General features: G+C 64.4%; 9 protein-coding genes. 6 read left to right on the top strand and 3 right to left on the bottom strand.

Annotation, left to right across the window (positions count from 1 at the left end):
* Positions 1–3 precede the first annotated feature (3 nt).
* Positions 4–1,200 carry an NAD-dependent epimerase/dehydratase family protein gene (locus FPH17_RS04425; protein WP_154878815.1) on the bottom strand — a complete coding sequence of 399 codons (1,197 nt, stop codon included), beginning with the start codon at positions 1,198–1,200 and terminating at the stop codon, positions 4–6.
* 295 nt (positions 1,201–1,495) lie between these two features.
* Here FPH17_RS04425 and FPH17_RS04420 point away from each other — a divergent pair, with 295 nt between their 5' ends.
* The 6 genes from FPH17_RS04420 to FPH17_RS04395 all read left to right on the top strand — a co-directional run bounded on the left by FPH17_RS04420 (position 1,496) and on the right by FPH17_RS04395 (position 15,271).
* Positions 1,496–4,825 carry a Rib/alpha-like domain-containing protein gene (locus FPH17_RS04420; protein WP_167496773.1) on the top strand — a complete coding sequence of 1,110 codons (3,330 nt, stop codon included), beginning with the start codon at positions 1,496–1,498 and terminating at the stop codon, positions 4,823–4,825.
* Positions 4,826–4,837: 12 nt separating this feature from the next.
* Positions 4,838–7,153: a hypothetical protein gene (locus FPH17_RS04415; RefSeq protein WP_154878813.1), complete on the top strand. Its 2,316-nt coding sequence runs from the start codon at positions 4,838–4,840 to the stop codon at positions 7,151–7,153.
* Between the two features lie 516 nt (positions 7,154–7,669).
* Complete coding sequence (locus tag FPH17_RS04410; protein WP_154878812.1) at positions 7,670–9,817, top strand: hypothetical protein; 2,148 nt, start codon at positions 7,670–7,672, stop codon at positions 9,815–9,817.
* Positions 9,818–9,853: 36 nt separating this feature from the next.
* Positions 9,854–11,368, top strand: coding sequence for a YPDG domain-containing protein (locus FPH17_RS04405; protein ID WP_154878811.1), 1,515 nt, complete (start codon positions 9,854–9,856; stop codon positions 11,366–11,368).
* Entirely contained in the window at positions 11,365–13,629 is a 2,265-nt protein-coding gene (locus FPH17_RS04400; RefSeq protein WP_154878810.1) for a zinc metalloprotease, read from the top strand. The genes FPH17_RS04405 and FPH17_RS04400 overlap by 4 nt, the downstream gene beginning before the upstream one ends.
* A 157-nt stretch (positions 13,630–13,786) precedes the next feature.
* Positions 13,787–15,271, top strand: a complete 1,485-nt coding sequence (locus FPH17_RS04395; RefSeq protein ID WP_154878809.1) for an SLC13 family permease — start codon at positions 13,787–13,789, stop codon at positions 15,269–15,271.
* A gap of 4 nt (positions 15,272–15,275) precedes the next feature.
* On the opposite strand, the gene FPH17_RS04390 is transcribed toward FPH17_RS04395, so the two are convergent.
* A complete protein-coding gene (locus FPH17_RS04390; RefSeq protein WP_154878808.1) occupies positions 15,276–15,680 on the bottom strand; it encodes a hypothetical protein in 405 nt (134 codons plus the stop codon).
* A 9-nt stretch (positions 15,681–15,689) separates the two neighbouring features.
* Complete coding sequence (locus FPH17_RS04385; RefSeq protein ID WP_154878807.1) at positions 15,690–17,174, bottom strand: HNH endonuclease signature motif containing protein; 1,485 nt, start codon at positions 17,172–17,174, stop codon at positions 15,690–15,692.
* Positions 17,175–17,356: the final 182 nt, after the last annotated feature.

The raw sequence follows: 17,356 nt of genomic DNA, 5'->3' as shown, positions 1-17,356 counted from the left end.
GGGTTACTGCTCGCCGGTCGGCACACCCGCAGCCTGCTTGGCCGTCCACAGGGAGCGCGCCGGGATCTTCGAGCGGTCCGCCCGGTCGGCATACTTGCGCGCCACGTCCTCGACCTCGGTGAGCAGGCCCTCCGCCAGCTTGGTGGGCTCGAGCCCGAGCCCGATAAAGGTGTCGTTCTTCACGTGCAGCTCGTTCTCGGCGGATTCCTTGCGCGGGTTCGGCACCATCTGTACTTCGGCGCCCGAGAGCTTTGCGACGAGCTGCGCCAGGTCCCGCACGCGGTGCGTCTCCGTCATCTGGTTGAAGATCTTCACGCGGTCGCCCTTGGCAGGCGGGTTTTCCAGGGCGATCTGGATGCACTTGCACATGTCCTGGATGTGGATGAAGGCGCGCGTCTGCCCGCCAGTGCCGTGGACGGTGAGCGGGTAGCCCACGGCGGCCTGCATGAGGAAGCGGTTGAGCACGGTGCCGTAGTCGCCGTCGTAGTCGAAGCGGTTGATCAGGCGCTCGTCGCGCTGCGTCTGCGCGGTGTGGGTGCCCCAGATGATGCCCTGGTGGAGGTCGGTGATGCGCAGCTCGTCGTTCTTGGCGTAGAAGGCGAAGATGTTCTGATCCAGCACCTTGGTCATGTGGTAGACCGACCCCGGGTTGGTGGGGTAGAGGATCTCCTGTTCAACGGTGGTGCTGTCCTCGGTGTCCACCTTGATGTCCAGGTAGCCCTCCGGAATCTCCATCCCGGCGGTGCCGTAGCCGTAGACGCCCATGGTGCCCAGGTGTACGACGTGCACGTCCAGCCCGGATTCCACGATGGCCACGAGCAGGTTGTGCGTCGCGTTGACGTTGTTATCTACCGTGTATCGCTTCGCCCGCGGCGTCTTCATGGAGTACGGCGCGGCGCGCTGCTCGGCGTAGTGAATCACTGCATCCGGTTGGAACTCCTGGATGAAAGCGAGCAGCCCCTCGTAGTCCTGCGCGACATCGAGATTGCGGAAGCCGATCGTGTGCCCGGACACTTCGTTCCACGCCTGCAGGCGCTCCTCAGCAGAAGCGATCGGGGTCAGGGAGGCCACACCCAGTTCCTCGTCGATAGCGCGGCGAGACAGATTGTCCACAATTACCACGTCGTGACCGAGGTCGGAGAGGTGCAACGAGGCCGGCCAGCCACAGAATCCATCCCCACCGAGAACCGCAATCTTCACTTCCGAACAACCTTTCCGTCAACACATGCAAAAGCTTGTCGACGCTGAGCGCGCCGACACCTCCGATTCACGATACCCAGCACGCGCCTCCTTTGCTGAGTAAAACGACTCCGCTCGCGCGGAATCTGGCCCGCGTTCTGCAAACGTGCAGTTTAGGCATATCTGTAGTTAAATTAATGGAGTTACCTGTGTTGCCCTCAAGGAAAGTCTGGGAATTGATATGGTGCGGGGTTTTCGGAGCCGTAATTTCGCCGTAGCAACAGTCGTTGCTTGTCTCGCGTCCGGTGTCGTCGCCGTGCCGCCCACCCTGCTCCCGGTCGCGCATGCGGCCGACGTGCTGGACGAGGCAGCCGGGTTTGCGCTCTACGCCACGACCGATGACCAAAGCATCAACGCGCGGCGGAGCTGGGGCGGGCTCTTCAAACTCGAGGACGGCGACTATGAGTCGAAATCGGTCCGGTCCGTGCGCATGTACTTCCTGCCTGACCGGGTAGCGGACCCGAACTACCCAACGCCAACGGGTCGCTATTCCAACGTGAATCGTTCCTTCCCCGCAGAGGAGAGATATCAGGTTCAGCTGAAGACGAACGGAAAGGTGACCGAGGACTTCGGCGCGGTGACGGGCTACGGGTTCGAGGACGCCCGCGGCTACAAATGGCTGGACATTACGCTGCCCAAGACAGTGACCATCGGACAAGCGGAGGCGCTGTTCATCAGCAACGCGGCTGGCGCGGACACGTTGCCATGGCGCGCATACAACTCATCCGTCGGCGCCCGCGGGTTTGCGGAGCCGCTCGACGCGCAGCCCGCCACCATCCACAGCAAGGTGGTGCGCGCCGACTCCGCCGAGCCGGCCGAGGGCGTCGAGGTCTCGCTTGTTGGCGCCGACGGCAAACCCCTCCAAACCCAAACCACCAACGCGGACGGTACCGTCACCTTCGCCGACGTGGAACCAGGCCGAACCTACACCATCAAGTCGGGCACTCTGGACGGGTACTTCGCCGAGCAGCCAGTTTCCCTCACCGTGGCGAGCGGCCAGGAATACACCCCGACCCCGATCGAGCTGACACCCATCGGCGTGATGGGCCGCGTGATCGACGAGTACACGAAGCCCGTCGAGGGCGTCCCCGTCTCCATCGGCGAGTTGGAAACCACCACGGACGCCGACGGAACGTTTACCCTCACCCGCGTGCCGGAGGGGGAACAAAAAATCAGTGTCGGAGGCTCCGCGCGCACGCTGCCCACCAGCAGCAGTGTGTGGGCCGAGCCCACCGAGCGCAACCGGGCGAGGGACATCACCGTCGACGCGAAACCGGGCGCGATTGCCGGCACCGTGGTCGATTCCTCCGGCACCCCCGTCGCCGGGGTAAACGTCAGCACCGGCAAGCACAAAACCGTCACGAATCGAGACGGGAGTTTCCAGTTCCCTGACCTGAAACCGGGCACGTACGACATCTCCGTGTCTGCGACAGAAACGATCGAGGGCGGCGTGCTCCAGGGGGTGACCGTCGCTCCGGGCGAGATAGCGTCTGTGCACGTTCCGGTCAAGCGCATGACCGGCGCGCTGTCCGGGGTGGTCGTCTCGGACCGCAAGACCCCGATAGCCGGAGCCGCGGTGAAGGTGCACGCTGAGGACGACCCGGCCCGGGCCATTGCCGCAACCACGGACAACAACGGGGCATTCCAGGCTGCGGGGCTCCCCCCGGGTACCTACGTCGTCGACGTGGTTGCGGATGGTTATACAGCGAGCACCACGAGCGTAGTGGTTTCGCCCAATAAGACTGTGGCGCTCGAGGTCACGCTCGCACCAACGCCAACTCCCAAGCCAGCTCCCAAGCCAGCTCCCACGACGAAGAAGACCACACCGAAGAAGACCACACCGAAGACCACCACAAAGCCCAAGCCGACCCTCACCACGAAGAAGCCCGTACCCAAGCCGACCCCCACCACGAAGAAGCCCGCACCCAAGCCGACCCGCACCACGAAGAAGCCCGCACCCAAGCCAACTCCCACCACGAAGAAGCCCGCACCCAAGCCCACGCTCGCACCGGTTGAGAACTTCGGCTGGGGCGACATCGAGGTCCGCCCGGGCGAGATCGAGATCGCAAACCCCCAAAAGTCTGCCGGCAGAGGCGTCGCCTTCGTCGTGGATGGGGTCACCCGCCAAGACGGGCAGCCGCTTCTCGACGCCACCTGGGTCACCGTCGACCAGAACGGCACCGTCGCAGCAGCCCCGCAGGCAAATGTCGCCCCGGGGAAATACAAGGCGGAGATCCGCAACTCCACCGGAGGGCACAACGTTGTGACCATCACGGTCGGGAAACCGCAGTCTGAGGCTGCGCTGTACGACGTGTCCTACGAACCGCGCACCGTCCGCGCGGGGGAGCGGGCCAGGAGCCCGAAGCCGGCCGCGACCCGCACGATCACCCCGGAGAAGTACGGCTGGCAGCCGTTGCCGGCGGGCACCGGGTACCGCATCATAAAAAACCCGAACGCGACCGTCACCAGCGACGGCCGCGTGGAGCTGAAGGTGCCGAAGGACGCGAAACCCGGCAGCACCATCAAGGTGAAAGTCGCCATCACCTTCCCCGATGGGTCGAAGGACGAAGCGATCGTCCCGTTTGAAATCGTCGAGTCCCCGATCGCGGACCGCCTCGCACCGAGCTACGAGGCCGGAGTCCTGGTCGGGCCCGGGCAGCACACGATGATCACCGCGCATACCTCCAAGGGCGTGCCGGACGGTACCGAGTACGCGCTCGACGAGGACACTGAACTTGGCGGGTGGGTCGTTGGCGTGAACGAGCGCACCGGCGCGCTCGACGTCACCGCCCCGTCGGCCGACGCCAAGCCGGTCAAGGTCCCGGTGAAGGTCCGCTTCCCGGACGGGTCGGAGCGCACCATCACCGCGAGGATCGGCGTGGCCACCGCAACGGCGCCGAAGCGCGGCACCACACTGACCTACCCAGCAACAGTCTCCAAGACGGGCCGCGTCGTCACCGCGAAGCCGAAGGGGTCCGTCCCCGAGGGCACCGTCTTCGTCCTCATGGACGACGCCGGCATGCGCGTCGACGTTGACCAGCGCACCGGCAACGTCCGCGCCGATGTTCCCGCGAGCGCGCCCGCCGACGCCACGTACACCGTCCGCGTTCGCGCGCAGTACCCGGACGGCACCACCGCGCTGCTCCCGCTCAAGGTCACCACCGATTCGCAAGCGCGCCGTGACAGCAAAGACAGCAAGGGTACCGCGACCGCGCCGAAGGGGACCACCTTCGGTCTCTCTGAGAAGTTCGACGAGCCGGGGTGGTACGTGAGCGTCGATAAGCGCACCGGCGAGCTCTCAGTCGACGTGGACGCTGACGCCACGAAGAAGAAGTCGGTGCAAGTTCCGGTGGTGGTCTCGTACCCGGACGGTTCGCAGCGGATCAAGAATGTCAAGGCCAACGCCCCGGCCCTGCAGACCGTGACCCCCACCCCGCAGGACGCGCCGTCGGGCGCATCGTCCGGGTACAGCTGGGTGCCCATCGTCCTCGGCCTCCTCGCCGCGATTGGTGGGGTGGGCTACGCCGCGTTCGTTAACCAAGACCACATTCGTCGGATGCTCTCACAGTTCGGGATCCGGATCTAAAAGGTGAATACCATGCATGCTTCCCTGAAAACCGTTGCCATCGCCCTGTGCGCGTCCCTCGCGCTCGGAGGTGTCGCCGTCCCGCAGGCCTCCGCAGCCACGGAGCAGCGAGAAATCTCCGTGCGCGTCCACGGCGAGACCCCCAACGCCGAGCAGGGGCGGATCGACGGCGAGGTCCGCAAGGACTCCCGCGCCCGGCTCGCCTACGTCCACCCCGCGGCCGCGGTGGGTATCCACGAGTTCACCGTGTACTCAAACATCTGGATCGATGGAAAGAACCTCGCGCCCAACTGGGGCGCATCAACCGACGTGCGCAAGGACGGCGGCGCGGACGTGATCACCTACACCTACACGGACGCCCGCTCGGACGTCGAGATCACGCGCACCTTCCGTATCTACGGGAACCGCATCGACGTCGACGTGCGGGCGCGCAACTCTGGTAAGCAGCGCCGCCAGGTGGACATCGAGCTGGCCAACGAGCTGCAGAATCCCTACCAGGTGAGCGCCCGCGAGACGAAGGCGGACACCTACAAGGTGGGGCCGGAGTCCGAGGGGTACGACACCACCGTGTCCTTTACGGAGCCGAACTTTTCGGGCACGCGCGAGCAGCTGACACAGGAGCAGAGCAAGGGGATTGGCGAAGGGACACCGAAGCTCCAGGCCGGCGAGTGGATCGAGGTGCTGGATCCTGGCGAATCGGTGGAGGCGCGGGCGTCGGTAAGCGTGGCGGCGCAAGAGTCCGCGATTGACACGGACGGCGACGGGCTGCGCGACGAGTGGGAGCTCAAAGGCCTGAAGCTGGAGGACGGGACCGAACTGCCGATTCAGAAGTGGGGCGCCGATCCCGAGCGCCCGGACCTGTTCCTGCAGCTCAACTGGATGCAGGCAGAGTGGGAGACCCTGAACTGCGCGCGCAAGGATGACTTCGCGCCGACGGCGGAGGAATTTGAGCAGTTCGCCGGTTGCGCGACCGCCAACGTCAACTCGTACCGCCCTTCCACCTCGATCCTCCGCGACCTGGAGGACGTCTTTGCCAAGGAGGGCATCGCGCTGCACATCGACGCGGGCGAGACCTACCAGAGCGCCTCGCTTGCGGGCTACGAGGAGCCCCACGGCGGGAAGACCGAGCGCTTTCAGCAGTACTACTTCCAGGATAAGTCGCAGGCTCAGCGCCTGCTCGACGAGCGCGATCGCCTGCTTGGGCCCCGCAAGGCCGTGTTCCGCCTTGGCATCATCGGCGACAAGATGGCGGAGGGGAACCGTTCCTCCGGCGTCGCGCTCGTCCGCGATTCCGCCTTCTACATTGCGGACCACAAGGACATGACCACGCAGGAGCAGCTGCGCAACACGATCTTCCACGAGTTCGGCCACACGCTGGGCCTGGGGCACTCAGGGCCCGAGGTGCCTGACAACCCGCTCGCGGGAGATGTGTACGTGCCGGAGTACAAGTCCGTGATGAACTACCTGTACCAGTTCAGCTACTTCGACTACGCCAAGGAGCCGACCGACGCGAGGGTAAACGCCTGCGTCAAGGGCGGCGGGTGCGGTGAGCAGTCCGTCACCATCCCAGCTGACTGGTCCAACCTGGACCTGCCCGGCTTCAACATCGGCCAGGGCAATGTGACGACGGGCTCCGGGCAGCTTGACGACGACGACCAGTCCGAAAAAACTCCCCGCAAGCTGGCAGAAAACGCCGCCGTTGCCAACGTGGGCAAGGCTGGCTTCCAGATGGACACCACTGCAAGCGGCGACAACGGCATCGTGACCGCCAGCGAAGAGAACTTCGCTACAGGCACCATCAGCAACCTTGGCGCCGACGCGGAGCGGTTCACTCTGGTGGCCAACTACCCGGGCGGGCAGCGCTACACCGAGGAGATCACCCTCGCCGGGATCCAGGACAAGCGCTCGGAGCGCGAGGTGAAGATCCCGATCCGTAACGCGAACAGCATCAGTGGCCCGACCCTGCCGGTCAATGTGCAGATTTTCAACCACTCGGGTGAGAGCGTCTTCACCGACCGCTACGAGCTCTCGGTGCTGGACTACACCGCTGAGGAGGCGGAGCGCGTGCTCAACGACGTGCTCAAGTCCGACGCCTCGCCGCAGGTGAAACGGATGGCCAAATCCAAGCTGGACGGCGTGACCGATCGCGCCCCGGCGGCGGCCACGAAACTGAACACGAAGACGCCGACGGAGAAGCAGGCGGAAAAGCCGACCCGGCAGCAGGAGGAGCCAGTTTCTTCAGTTGCGATCGTAGTCGCCGTGCTGCTTGCGCTCGGCGGAATTGCCGCTGCAGGGGCCGGGTGGGCGCTGAGCCAGGGGCTCATCTAGCGCCAAGTGTGGTAAAAATCACTAAAAATAATGCGCTTGTCTCGCGTTGCACTGCGGGGCAAGCGCATTTTTGACAAGCGTCGAATTGTCCATATCTGCCCTGGCTAAGGTATTCACGTGGCCTAAGAGGATGCCCAAGCCGAACCTTAATGAAGGAATTTTGACTTGTGCCAGTTAACGGCCGGACGCCGGCTCAATTCTGAGAAAAGGATTCCGATTGTATGAATTAGCCTTACAGCTTCTCATCTGATAGGACACTCTTCGGTGAATAATATGCACTCTAGGATTGTTCAACAGGCTGCGAAAGCTTCCGGACATTTTGATTTACCGGTGTCTACGAATTGGCGATTGGTCGCGGTTTTGGAGCAAAGGGAGTTGTTAATCTGCGGTTTTGGGGTAGCTTAAGCAGTTGACACCAGAACTGAACTGATAAGCATTGGCTCATGTATCGACCGTGAATAGTTTTCATGCATCGGCGCATACATGGTCAGGGTAAGAACGTTGAGGAGCAGCCGCATGAGGAACCTGGCATCACGCTGCATCGCAGTCGCGCTCGGTGCAGCGCTCGTCGTGGGCGGGCAGCCCGCGGTCGCCGGTGCCATCGAGGCAACAGTGGACGCTTCCCGCCTGACGCAGTTCTCCCACCACGACGAGGATTCAGTTGCGGGTACCCAGTCGAACACGCTGTACACCGACATTCTTGTCAACGGTGCCCGCATCATGGCGCCGGACAACGCGCCGGTCACCACGAAGGATGAGCGGGGAGCGCGGGTGACAACTGCTCAGTACGCAGACTCCGCGAGGGGAGTGCAAATCGAGCGGGTCGTGCGCACCACCGACACCGAGATGACGGTCGAGGTCACCGCCACGAATCAGGGCCCCGAGGACGCCTACTTCCAGCTGGACCTGACCAATTCCATCAACACCAACCGCACGCTCACCGGCAGTTTCGACGGCGAACGCTTCACCGTCGGCCCGGATTACGGCGGCTACGACACGTTGGTGGAGTTCGCAGACCCCGGTTTCTCCGGTGTGGCAAACAGCTTCAATGCGACCACCGCGACCGACGAGGTCGGCTACGTCGACCCCGATGGCGCACAGTTCCAGCGTGGCCGCTGGTTCCGCTCGGTCGACCCCGGCGACCAGCTCACGGCAAAGGCAACGATCACCTTTGACACGCAGGACTCCGCCGTGGACAGCGATCGGGACGGCCTGCCCGACCAATGGGAGGAACAGGGCGTCACGCTTGACGACGGCACCCAGCTCCCCCTCAACGAATGGGGCGCAGACCCGCACCGTCCCGATGTCTTCCTGCAGCTGAACTGGATGGAATCCGAGTACGAAAAGCTCGGCTGCCTGAACACGCCGGACGCCGAGCAGTGCGACACCGCGAACACCCGGACCTACCGCCCGCCCCGCCACATCCTGGATGAGCTGGCGGACAAGTTTGATGAGCACGGCGTTTCCCTGCACATCGACGCTGGCGAGACCTACTCCAACATCCCGAACTACGACACCCGCCACGGTGGACAGACCGAGGGATACGAGCGGTACTACTTTAGTAACTCCATCCCCGGCCTGCGCATGGTGGACAACGTCAATCGCCTGCTGGGCCAGCGTGCCTCCGTCTTCCACGCCGGCGTGATCGGTGACCAGATGAACCCGAGCAACTACTCGGTTGGCACCTCCCTCGTGGGCGACAACGGTTTTTACGTGGCCAAGCACGAGCGCATGACCGAAGACAGCCAGCTGCGCAACACGATCATGCACGAGCTGGGCCACAACCTGGGCCTCAACCACAACGGCTCGTTGAAGTTTGAGGGCAAGGTGCCAAAATCTGACTACCTGCCCAACTACAAGTCCGTGATGAACTACCTGTACCAGTTCTCCTACTTCGACTACTCGGACGTGGAGGCCGTGTCCGGCGGCCCGCTCCCGGAGGAGTGCAACCGCTCGGGCGTGAACTGCTACCGCGGCGACTACCGCGTCCCCGCGGACTGGGACAACTTGCTCATTAACTCCCTGCGCCTCGGCGGCCACGTCGGTACCGCGGGCGTTGACGCGCGCAAGGTCGACACGGCGGCGCTCAAAAAGCTGGACAAGGAGATGGAGCGCGCCGACGCGAGCGGTGACCGCGTCGAGGTCGAGGTCACCGACGAGGGCGACCTGACCAGTGGCAAGCGCGGCGAGGTGACGCTCAAGCTCACGAACCCAGGCCTGGACCTGCACCGCTACGAGGTCGCCGTCGGCGGCACCACCCAGCGTGTTGTGCTCGGCGGCGTTCGCTCCGGCAAGAACACGACGACCATCACCGTGCCCGTCACACCCACGGAGCCGGGGGCATTGTCTCTCGACGTCCGCGCGACCGATGAGCTTGGCGACACCACCTTCGAGGACCGCTTCGCCGTCCCGGTAGCTGAGGGCCCAAACACCGACTCGACGCCGATGGGCGGGGCCGTGAAGTCGACCCCGGCGGTCGCGAAGGTGCACAACGAGACCACGCCGACCACCAAAGCAACACCGACCACGAAGGCAGCGCCAGCCTCCAAGGCAACGCCCAAGCCGGAAAGCGGCAGCAGCTCGGCGGCCATCGTCGTGCCGCTGCTTCTCCTGCTGGCCATTGCCGGTGGCGCAGCGGCGGCGTGGGCGAGCGGCCTCATTTAAACTCTTCAGCAAAGCTCAACAGCGCAAGGCAGAACAATGAACTGGACAACGACTCCCATCGTGGCGTGCGCGGCGGTCACCACCGCCTTGGTCGCCCCGGCGGCGCTCGCGGCCGACACCGCCCGCTACACTCTGACGGTTGCAACCCCGGCCGGGCCGCTTGAACACGTTGACGTCGAGCTCACTGGCAGCGGCGGGTCGTTCCAGGCCACGACCGATTACGCGGGCAGAGTATCATTAGAAGTCCCGGTCGGCACGTACGCCTACCGTGTGACGTGGGACGGCGAGGAGTACACGCAGTCGGAGATCGAGCTCACTGCAGACCTGGAATCGAGCCTGATGATCCCGGGGCCGAGCCGCACAGTCGACTACGTGTGGAATGCAATCAACGTTTCCGCGGGGAGCCGCGCGACCGTGGTGCCGACGGTGACGGGCAACGAGAGCGGGGTCACCGTGGAGCGCATTGACGGCCCGGAGTGGGCAGAGGTGTTCACCGACGGCACGGTCGAGGCCATGCCCCCGGCGAACGAGCAACCGGGGGTGCACGACCTCATTGTGCGCACGTCGGCAGGGCAGGTCGAGACCATTCCGGTGCGCGTGACCGGACCGCAGGACCCGAAAGACGTGACGTACCCGGTGACGCAGGTACGGGTAGGGAGCAAGGTGCGGAGCGCGGCACCGACGGTGACCATCTGGCACCAGGGGCGCGAGTTTTCCAGCCAGCCGGTCCCGGGGGGAATGACGTTTCACACCGTCTCGGAGGGCGCGTGGGTGGACGTCAACACTGGCCAGGTCACGCTAGACACTGCGGCGTCGGGCGCGAAGGCGGGCGACTCGGTCACGGTGCCGCTGGAAGTCGGCCTGCCCAGTGGCGCCACCGCCGAGGCCACGGCCGTCTTCCAGGTCAACGACCTGCCAAGCGCGGAGCAGTTCCACCCCGGCTGGGAGACGCTCGCCGCGGCACCAGGGGAGCGGGTGACGGTGGAGCAGACCGGTGACGCCGGCGTTCCCGCGGACGCTCAGTTTGTGTGGCGCCGTGCGGACAACCCGGAGCTGAAGGGGTGGGCCATCTCCGTCGATCCAGCGACGGGCGCCGTCTCCGCCGCTCCGTCAGACACGGCCAAGGATGCAGACGTCAACGTGCGCGTGAGCTACTCGGACGGCTCGCAGTCGACGGCCCCGGTGCGCCTCCGGGTGGCACCGAAATCAGTGCCCCAACAGCACATGCTGCGACCGGGGCAGGAGGAGGAAATCCTTGCTGGCGGGGGAGCAGATGTGGTGATCGTCGATAGTGGCGGCGCCGACGTCGCCGTGGACAAACACGGAGCGGTGAAGGCGTCGGTGCCGTCGGACGCGATGCGCGGTGCGGTGTACCCGGTCAAGCTGCGCGTCGACGGGAAGGAGACGACCGTCACCCTGACTGCGGACGCGCCGGACCAAAGCGCAGACTTCAGCAAGGCGTGGTGGATCCCGGTGGTGATGGTCGCGATGGCTGTCGCCGGAGCTGTGGGCAACTGGGCGTGGACCACCTTCTCCGGGGGTGCCCGGTGAACTTGAGGGGAGCGGGGGCCGCCGCGATTGCCGCGGCGATGATCGCGATGGGGACTACGAGCCCGGCGATTGCGGGCGTGGAGGACATGCCCTTTGGCGTCCACATGACGCCCAGCGCCGACGACGAGGGGTTCGCTGTAATGGACATCTCGAAGGGTCGCACTACGACGTTTACGTTCGAGCACCCGTATTCCGTTGCGGGGATTATGGCCGGCAGCTTCGACGTCGCGCTGCGTGCCGACGGCGGCAGCGTCCGTTATCTGCCGAGCGCGACGAGGGTGCACACATCGGCCAAAGGCGGCGCAGATGTGGTCACGCTGACGCACGAAGATGCGTCGCAGGGCGTGAAGGTGGAACGCACATTCACGGTGGGCAAGAAGTCCATGGCTGTCGACGTCACCCTGACCAACCTGCGCAACGAGGATCGCGAACTCAGCGTGGACATGAACTCGCGCATCACCGCCTACGGCAAGGACCGGGCGAGCTTCCGGGACGGCGCGTTTATGATCGCCCCGCAGGACGGCGGCTACGAGACGACGTTGCGTTACAAGGACCCCACGTCGTCTGGCGTCGCGGCTGACAAGGATGCGACCACAGCCGAGGGCAAGGTCGGTCGCGTGGGCGCGGATGGCGCTTCGTTTCAGCGCGGACGCTGGGAGCGGGCGGTTCCCGCAGGGGGCAAGCTGCATGCCAGCATGACCATGGACATCGCCACGCAGGGATCCGCGGTGGATTCGGACCGCGACGGTCTTCCGGACGCGTGGGAGCGCCAGGGCTTCACCACCGCGAGCGGGGAGCAGTTCCCATTGCAGGCGTGGGGCGCGGACCCGCACCGGCCAGACCTGTACCTGCAGCTCAACTGGGCGAAGTCCGAATGGGAGACGTTGGGGTGCGACCGTGAGCAGCGCTTCGGCGCGAGCGCGGAGCAATTCGGCGAGTTCGCGGCGTGCAATGCGGCGAATGCGAACGTGTACAGGCCGTCGAGAAGCTCTCTCCTGGAGCTCGTCGACCTCTTCGATCAGCAGGGGATTAACCTGCACATTGATGCCGGCAGCCTCTTCAACAACATCCCCAACTATGAGGAGAGCCACGGCGGCGCGACCGAGGACTTCGAGCCGTACTACTTCAAGGACGCCGACCATCACTCCCGCTTGGCCGCTGACCGCGACCGGCTCCTCGGTCCGCGCGAGTCCGTCTTCCGCGTCGGCATCATCGGCGACCAGCTGGCCAAGGACGATTACACCACCGGCATGGGGCTGGTGAGCGATTCGGTATTCTACGTGGCGAAGCACGAGGGGCTTACGGGCCAAGACCAGGTGCGCAACACGATTTTGCACGAGTTCGGCCACAACCTGGGCCTGACTCACACCGGGTCCGCACTGTCGGACACGCGTGTGGAGACAACTGACCTGCTGCGCCATTACGAGTCCGTGATGAACTACCTCTACCAGTTCGCCCGTTTTGACTACAGCGACACGGTGGCCAAGGGCAATGGCGACGACCCCCACTGCGGCGACTACACCTGCTACACCGGGGCCTACGAGGTAGCCCCGGACTGGGAGCACCTTGACCTGGGCGGCAAGTTCATCGGCAAGGTCAACGCCACCGTCGGCGCGGACGAATCCGTGGTCACCCACGACCACATGCTCGTGCGGGACCTGGAGATCGCGGCCGCCGAGCACAACGCGGGCCAGGCGGGCTTCAGGCTTGTCGACGCCTCCACCAACTCCATCATCACCTCCCGGAACGACAACAGCGTCACTGCCCAGCTCCGGAACCTGGGGCTGGACCTGGACGATTTCACCGTCGACGTCTCGTACCCCGGCGGGCACTACTCGGACACGATCCGCGTGCCCGGCCAGCTGGCGGAGACGCCGTCGGTGACCTTCGACATCCCGATCACCGGGGTGCAGCACCTCAAGGGCGCAACGATGCCGCTCGACGTGGCGGTTCGCAACAAGGACGGCGAGGAGGTGTTCGCCGAGCACTACGACCTGTCGCTCCTGGACTACTCCGCGGACGAGGCGAAGCAAGTGCGCGAGGAGGTGCTCGCGGACCCGGACGCCTCACAGGCGATGCGCGAGCTCGCGGAGGCAAAGCTGGGCGCGCCGATAGGGCCGACGGAGACGCCGTCGGACACTTCGGATCCCGCACGGGGGTCGAGCACCACCGACATCGTGATCGCGGTATTCGCGGCGCTCGGCGGTGTGATCGCGCTCATCGCGGGAGGCGCCTGGTCTGCGGGATTGCTTCCGTTTTAGTGCCTGGTAGGGCCCGATTCTGACCGTTTGTATACTTTTGTTGCGCCCAATTTACCTGGCTAGAATCGGTGATAACACCACTTTCGGTAGGGAGGTCCTCGTGACATCGGCTGCAACACAACCAGCAAAACCGCACCAAAACGCGGATTCGGGAACAGTGACGCAGGGAGGGGGTGGCGAGGGGGCGTCGATAAGCAAGGGAAAGCTCATTTCGTTTTTCCTTGCGTTTATCGCGCTCATCGTGGTGCTGCTGATTCCCATTGACAGCATCGAGTGGCAGGGGCAGATCGCGCTCGGAATGCTCGCATTTGCCGTGATCATGTGGGTGACCGAGGCGGTGAGCTACCCGGTCAGCTCGGTGCTGATCATCGGACTCATTGCCATGCTCGTGGGGCTGTCGCCCGATCCGGAAAATCCGGGCGAGATTTTCGGTACGGGCCCGGCGCTGAGCATTGCGCTCGGCGGCTTCTCGTCGGGCGCGGTGGCGCTGGTCGCGGCCGCGTTGGCGCTGGCCACGGCGATGCAGGCGACGGGGCTGCACCGGCGCATCGCGCTCAACGTGCTCAAAGTTGCGGGCGAGAAGACGTCGCACATTGTCGCCGGCGCGATCGTGATTTCTATCATCCTCGCGTTCTTCGTGCCGTCCGCAACCGCTCGCGCGGGCGCCGTGGTGCCGATCCTCCTGGGCATGGTGGCCGCGTTCGGCTTGACGGTGGATTCGAAACTGTCGGCGTTGCTGGTGATTACTGCGGTGCAGGCGGTGTCGATCTGGAACGTCGGTATTAAGACTGCTGCGGCGCAGAACCTCGTGGCCATCGGTTTTATTGAGGACCAGATGGGGCAGACCGTGTCCTGGGGCAAGTGGTTCCTGTGGGCCGCGCCGTGGGCGGTGCTGATGTCAATTGCGCTGTACTTCATCATGCTCGCCGTCATGAAACCCGAGGTGGATCGCATTGAGGGAGGGCGCGAACTCGTGCAGCAGCAGCTGGAGGAGATGGGGCCGATGACTGGCGCGGAGAAGCGCCTGACTGCGATCGCCGTGGTCCTGCTTCTCTTCTGGGCGACCGAGGGGTTGCTGCACCCCATCAACTCGTCCACGATCACGCTCGTGGCGATCGGTGTGATGCTCCTACCGGGCATCGGTGTGATGGACTTCAAGTACGCGCAGAACCACATCAACTGGGGCACGCTGATTGTGTTCGCGGTGGGCATCTCGCTCGGATCGTTCCTGCTGAAGACGGGCGCGGCGACCTGGCTTTCGGAGCAGACGTTTGGCACGCTGGGCATTTCCTCGATGCCGATCCTTGCCACGATCGCGATCGTGTCCCTGTTCAACATTATCATTCACCTGGGCTTCGCGTCCGCGACGTCGCTCGCCTCCGCCCTGATCCCGGTGTTCATCGCGCTCGCTGCGACGCTCGACGTGCCGAATGGCGGCATCGGCTTCGTCATCATCCAGCAGTTTGTCATCTGCTTCGGGTTCTTGCTGCCCATCTCCGCCCCGCAGAACATGCTGGCCTACGGCACGGGCGCGTTCACCACGAAGCAGTTCCTCCGGGCGGGCATCCCGCTGACCATCGTGGCGTACCTGTTGATCTTGCTCCTTTCCGCGACGTACTGGAAGTGGATGGGGCTGGTGTAGCCGCCTAGTCGCCCTCCAGCACAAGGCCCAGGTGTAGCGAGTTCAGCTCGTGCGCGCCGGGGCCTTGTTGTATGGTCGCAATTTCACGACTTGTTGCTTCGGTCATCGGAATGAGCCATCCGAGGTTCGGGTCGAGCAGCGGGTCCGCTTGCTTGTCCATCGGGACAAACGTCACGGACCGTTCGTTTTCTGCGACGAGTTGCACCGGACCGTCCGCCTCCTGAAGAGCTGGGAGCGCGGCGGGCGTTGTCGTGATGATCACCATCTTTTCGTCGGTGTCGGGGGACAAGTTCGCGGTGTGAACGTGCAGGTGCGTGACCTCGAATCGCTCAAATTCCTCCGGGTACTCCACGAGCGGCAGGGTCGGGTCGCCCGCGAACAGTGCGCGGATTCGCTCAAGAAATGCCATGGTGCGAGTCTAACCGGCCTCCGGGAGCGGAATGTTGGCGTCGTCAAAGCGCAGGTTGTCCGGGTTGTCCTCCCATTCGTAGTCGGGAAATGGTGCATCCACCGGTGGTGTGAGCCCCATCCACCATTCCGGTTCCGGGCGGAACGGAAAGCGCATGTCAAACTGTTCTTCGAGCTGGCCCAGCGCGAATTCACACTCGATGATGTCCTGGTCCTTCTCGTATTGGTCCATAATCGCGTGTCCGCGCGCATGAAACTCCGCGGCCCGCTCGCGCCTGCGCTTCACTTCGCTTATCGACGCCCTCCACCGCGGATCCTCAGCACCCAACTGAGCGGTCAGCAGTCCGGAAGGCTCCGAAACCTCAAATGTGCCGTCCTCGTACAGCCAAATGGCATCCCCGGTCGCGGGGTCGACGACGTAAAAGGCGCGGCGGTCGGTCTTGAGGTTATGGTGCTTCTGGCAGAGGCAGTGCAGGTTGTCCACGCGTGTTTCCCCTCCCTCAGCGAACGGGATGCGGTGGTCCAACTGGCACTGCTCCGCGGGGCGGTTGCAGCCGGGGTAGATGCACGTGCCGTCGCGAGCCTCTACGAGCGCCCGCATGTCTGCCGTCGGCACGTAGCTGGGTGTAGTGTTTTCGCGAACGCCGTCCATGTCGGCGATGGAGGGCGGGGTCTGCGCGCACATCTCGTCGAACGCGATCGTGGCGTCAGGCTCGGTCCAGCCGAAGCCCGGGATGAACACTGGCTGCCCCGCCTCGCGCCCCTTCGGCGCGTATACCTGGATTCGCGCCTTCGCTGCCGGCGTGATCTCGCCGGTGAGCAGTTTCACCACGGTGTCGTGCGAAGACAGCTTGTGCTCCAACCCGCATTGCTGCACGAACGCGCGCACGGCCGCCAGCGTCGCGGTGTCCGTGGTCAGGTTCATCATGCCCTTTGTTATCCCACCGAAGTCCTCGAGGAAGAACTCGGCTCCGTGGTCCCGGCGGGCCTCGCGCTCCTTCCGCTTTTTCGGGTTGTACCCCAGAGCCGGGTCGATGCGCCGGATGTGCGCCCGCAACTTTCGCGTGACGGCCGCAGGGTCGGGGAACGGCTGGCTCTGCCGGGTGGGCGTGAACTGTTCGACCAGGAAGTCGTCGATGCCGGCGAGGATCTCCGCGTCGGCGTCGGGACCGAGCTCCTCCAGCTTCCGCCGGATCGCGGTCAGGTGGCCCAGCGTGAGCAGCTTTTGCTCGTTGTGCAGCGCACGCAGCCGCGGCAGATCCGTCAGCCGGTGATACGACAGCACTGCGGAGCGGATGACGGTGCGGGAGTAGCCTGTGGCCTGAGCAAGCTTATCGACGACCACGTCGAAGTCTTCGATGTCCATGCCGTCGTCGCTAAAGCGCGAGTACAGTGCGTGCTCCGATTCACGGAGGCTGCGGCCAAATTGCGCAGCGCTGTCGTGAGGTCTGTCTATTCGGAAGTAGGGGCGAGGTGGGGCTGGTTGAGCGTTCATGCCTTGCACTATAAACGTGGCACCAAACACGGGTTCGAAGATCGATGCCTAAAATAGAACAGGCGTGCTAAACGATTTCGATATGGTGCACAATTGCCATTCGAGCATAGAGTCTAAGAATGTCCGTGCGAACACAACATGCTGCTCTGGAAGCGCGCTGATTTTCACCGTGTCAGGACAAG

The sequence above is a fragment of the Corynebacterium gottingense genome, from assembly GCF_007559235.1.
GTDB classification, from domain to species: Bacteria; Actinomycetota; Actinomycetes; order Mycobacteriales; family Mycobacteriaceae; genus Corynebacterium; species Corynebacterium gottingense.
Note: the sequence above shows the minus strand (reverse complement) of the source record. Positions and strands in the feature narration are given on the sequence as shown.

Bases quoted from the DNA above. Each gene is read 5' to 3' on its own strand.
- FPH17_RS04410 (WP_154878812.1), top strand. From the start codon at position 7,670: ATGAGGAACCTGGCATCACGCTGCATCGCAGTCGCGCTCGGTGCAGCG.
- FPH17_RS04385 (WP_154878807.1), bottom strand. From the start codon at position 17,174: ATGAACGCTCAACCAGCCCCACCTCGCCCCTACTTCCGAATAGACAGA.
- FPH17_RS04415 (WP_154878813.1), top strand. From the start codon at position 4,838: ATGCATGCTTCCCTGAAAACCGTTGCCATCGCCCTGTGCGCGTCCCTC.
- FPH17_RS04405 (WP_154878811.1), top strand. From the start codon at position 9,854: ATGAACTGGACAACGACTCCCATCGTGGCGTGCGCGGCGGTCACCACC.
- FPH17_RS04390 (WP_154878808.1), bottom strand. From the start codon at position 15,680: ATGGCATTTCTTGAGCGAATCCGCGCACTGTTCGCGGGCGACCCGACC.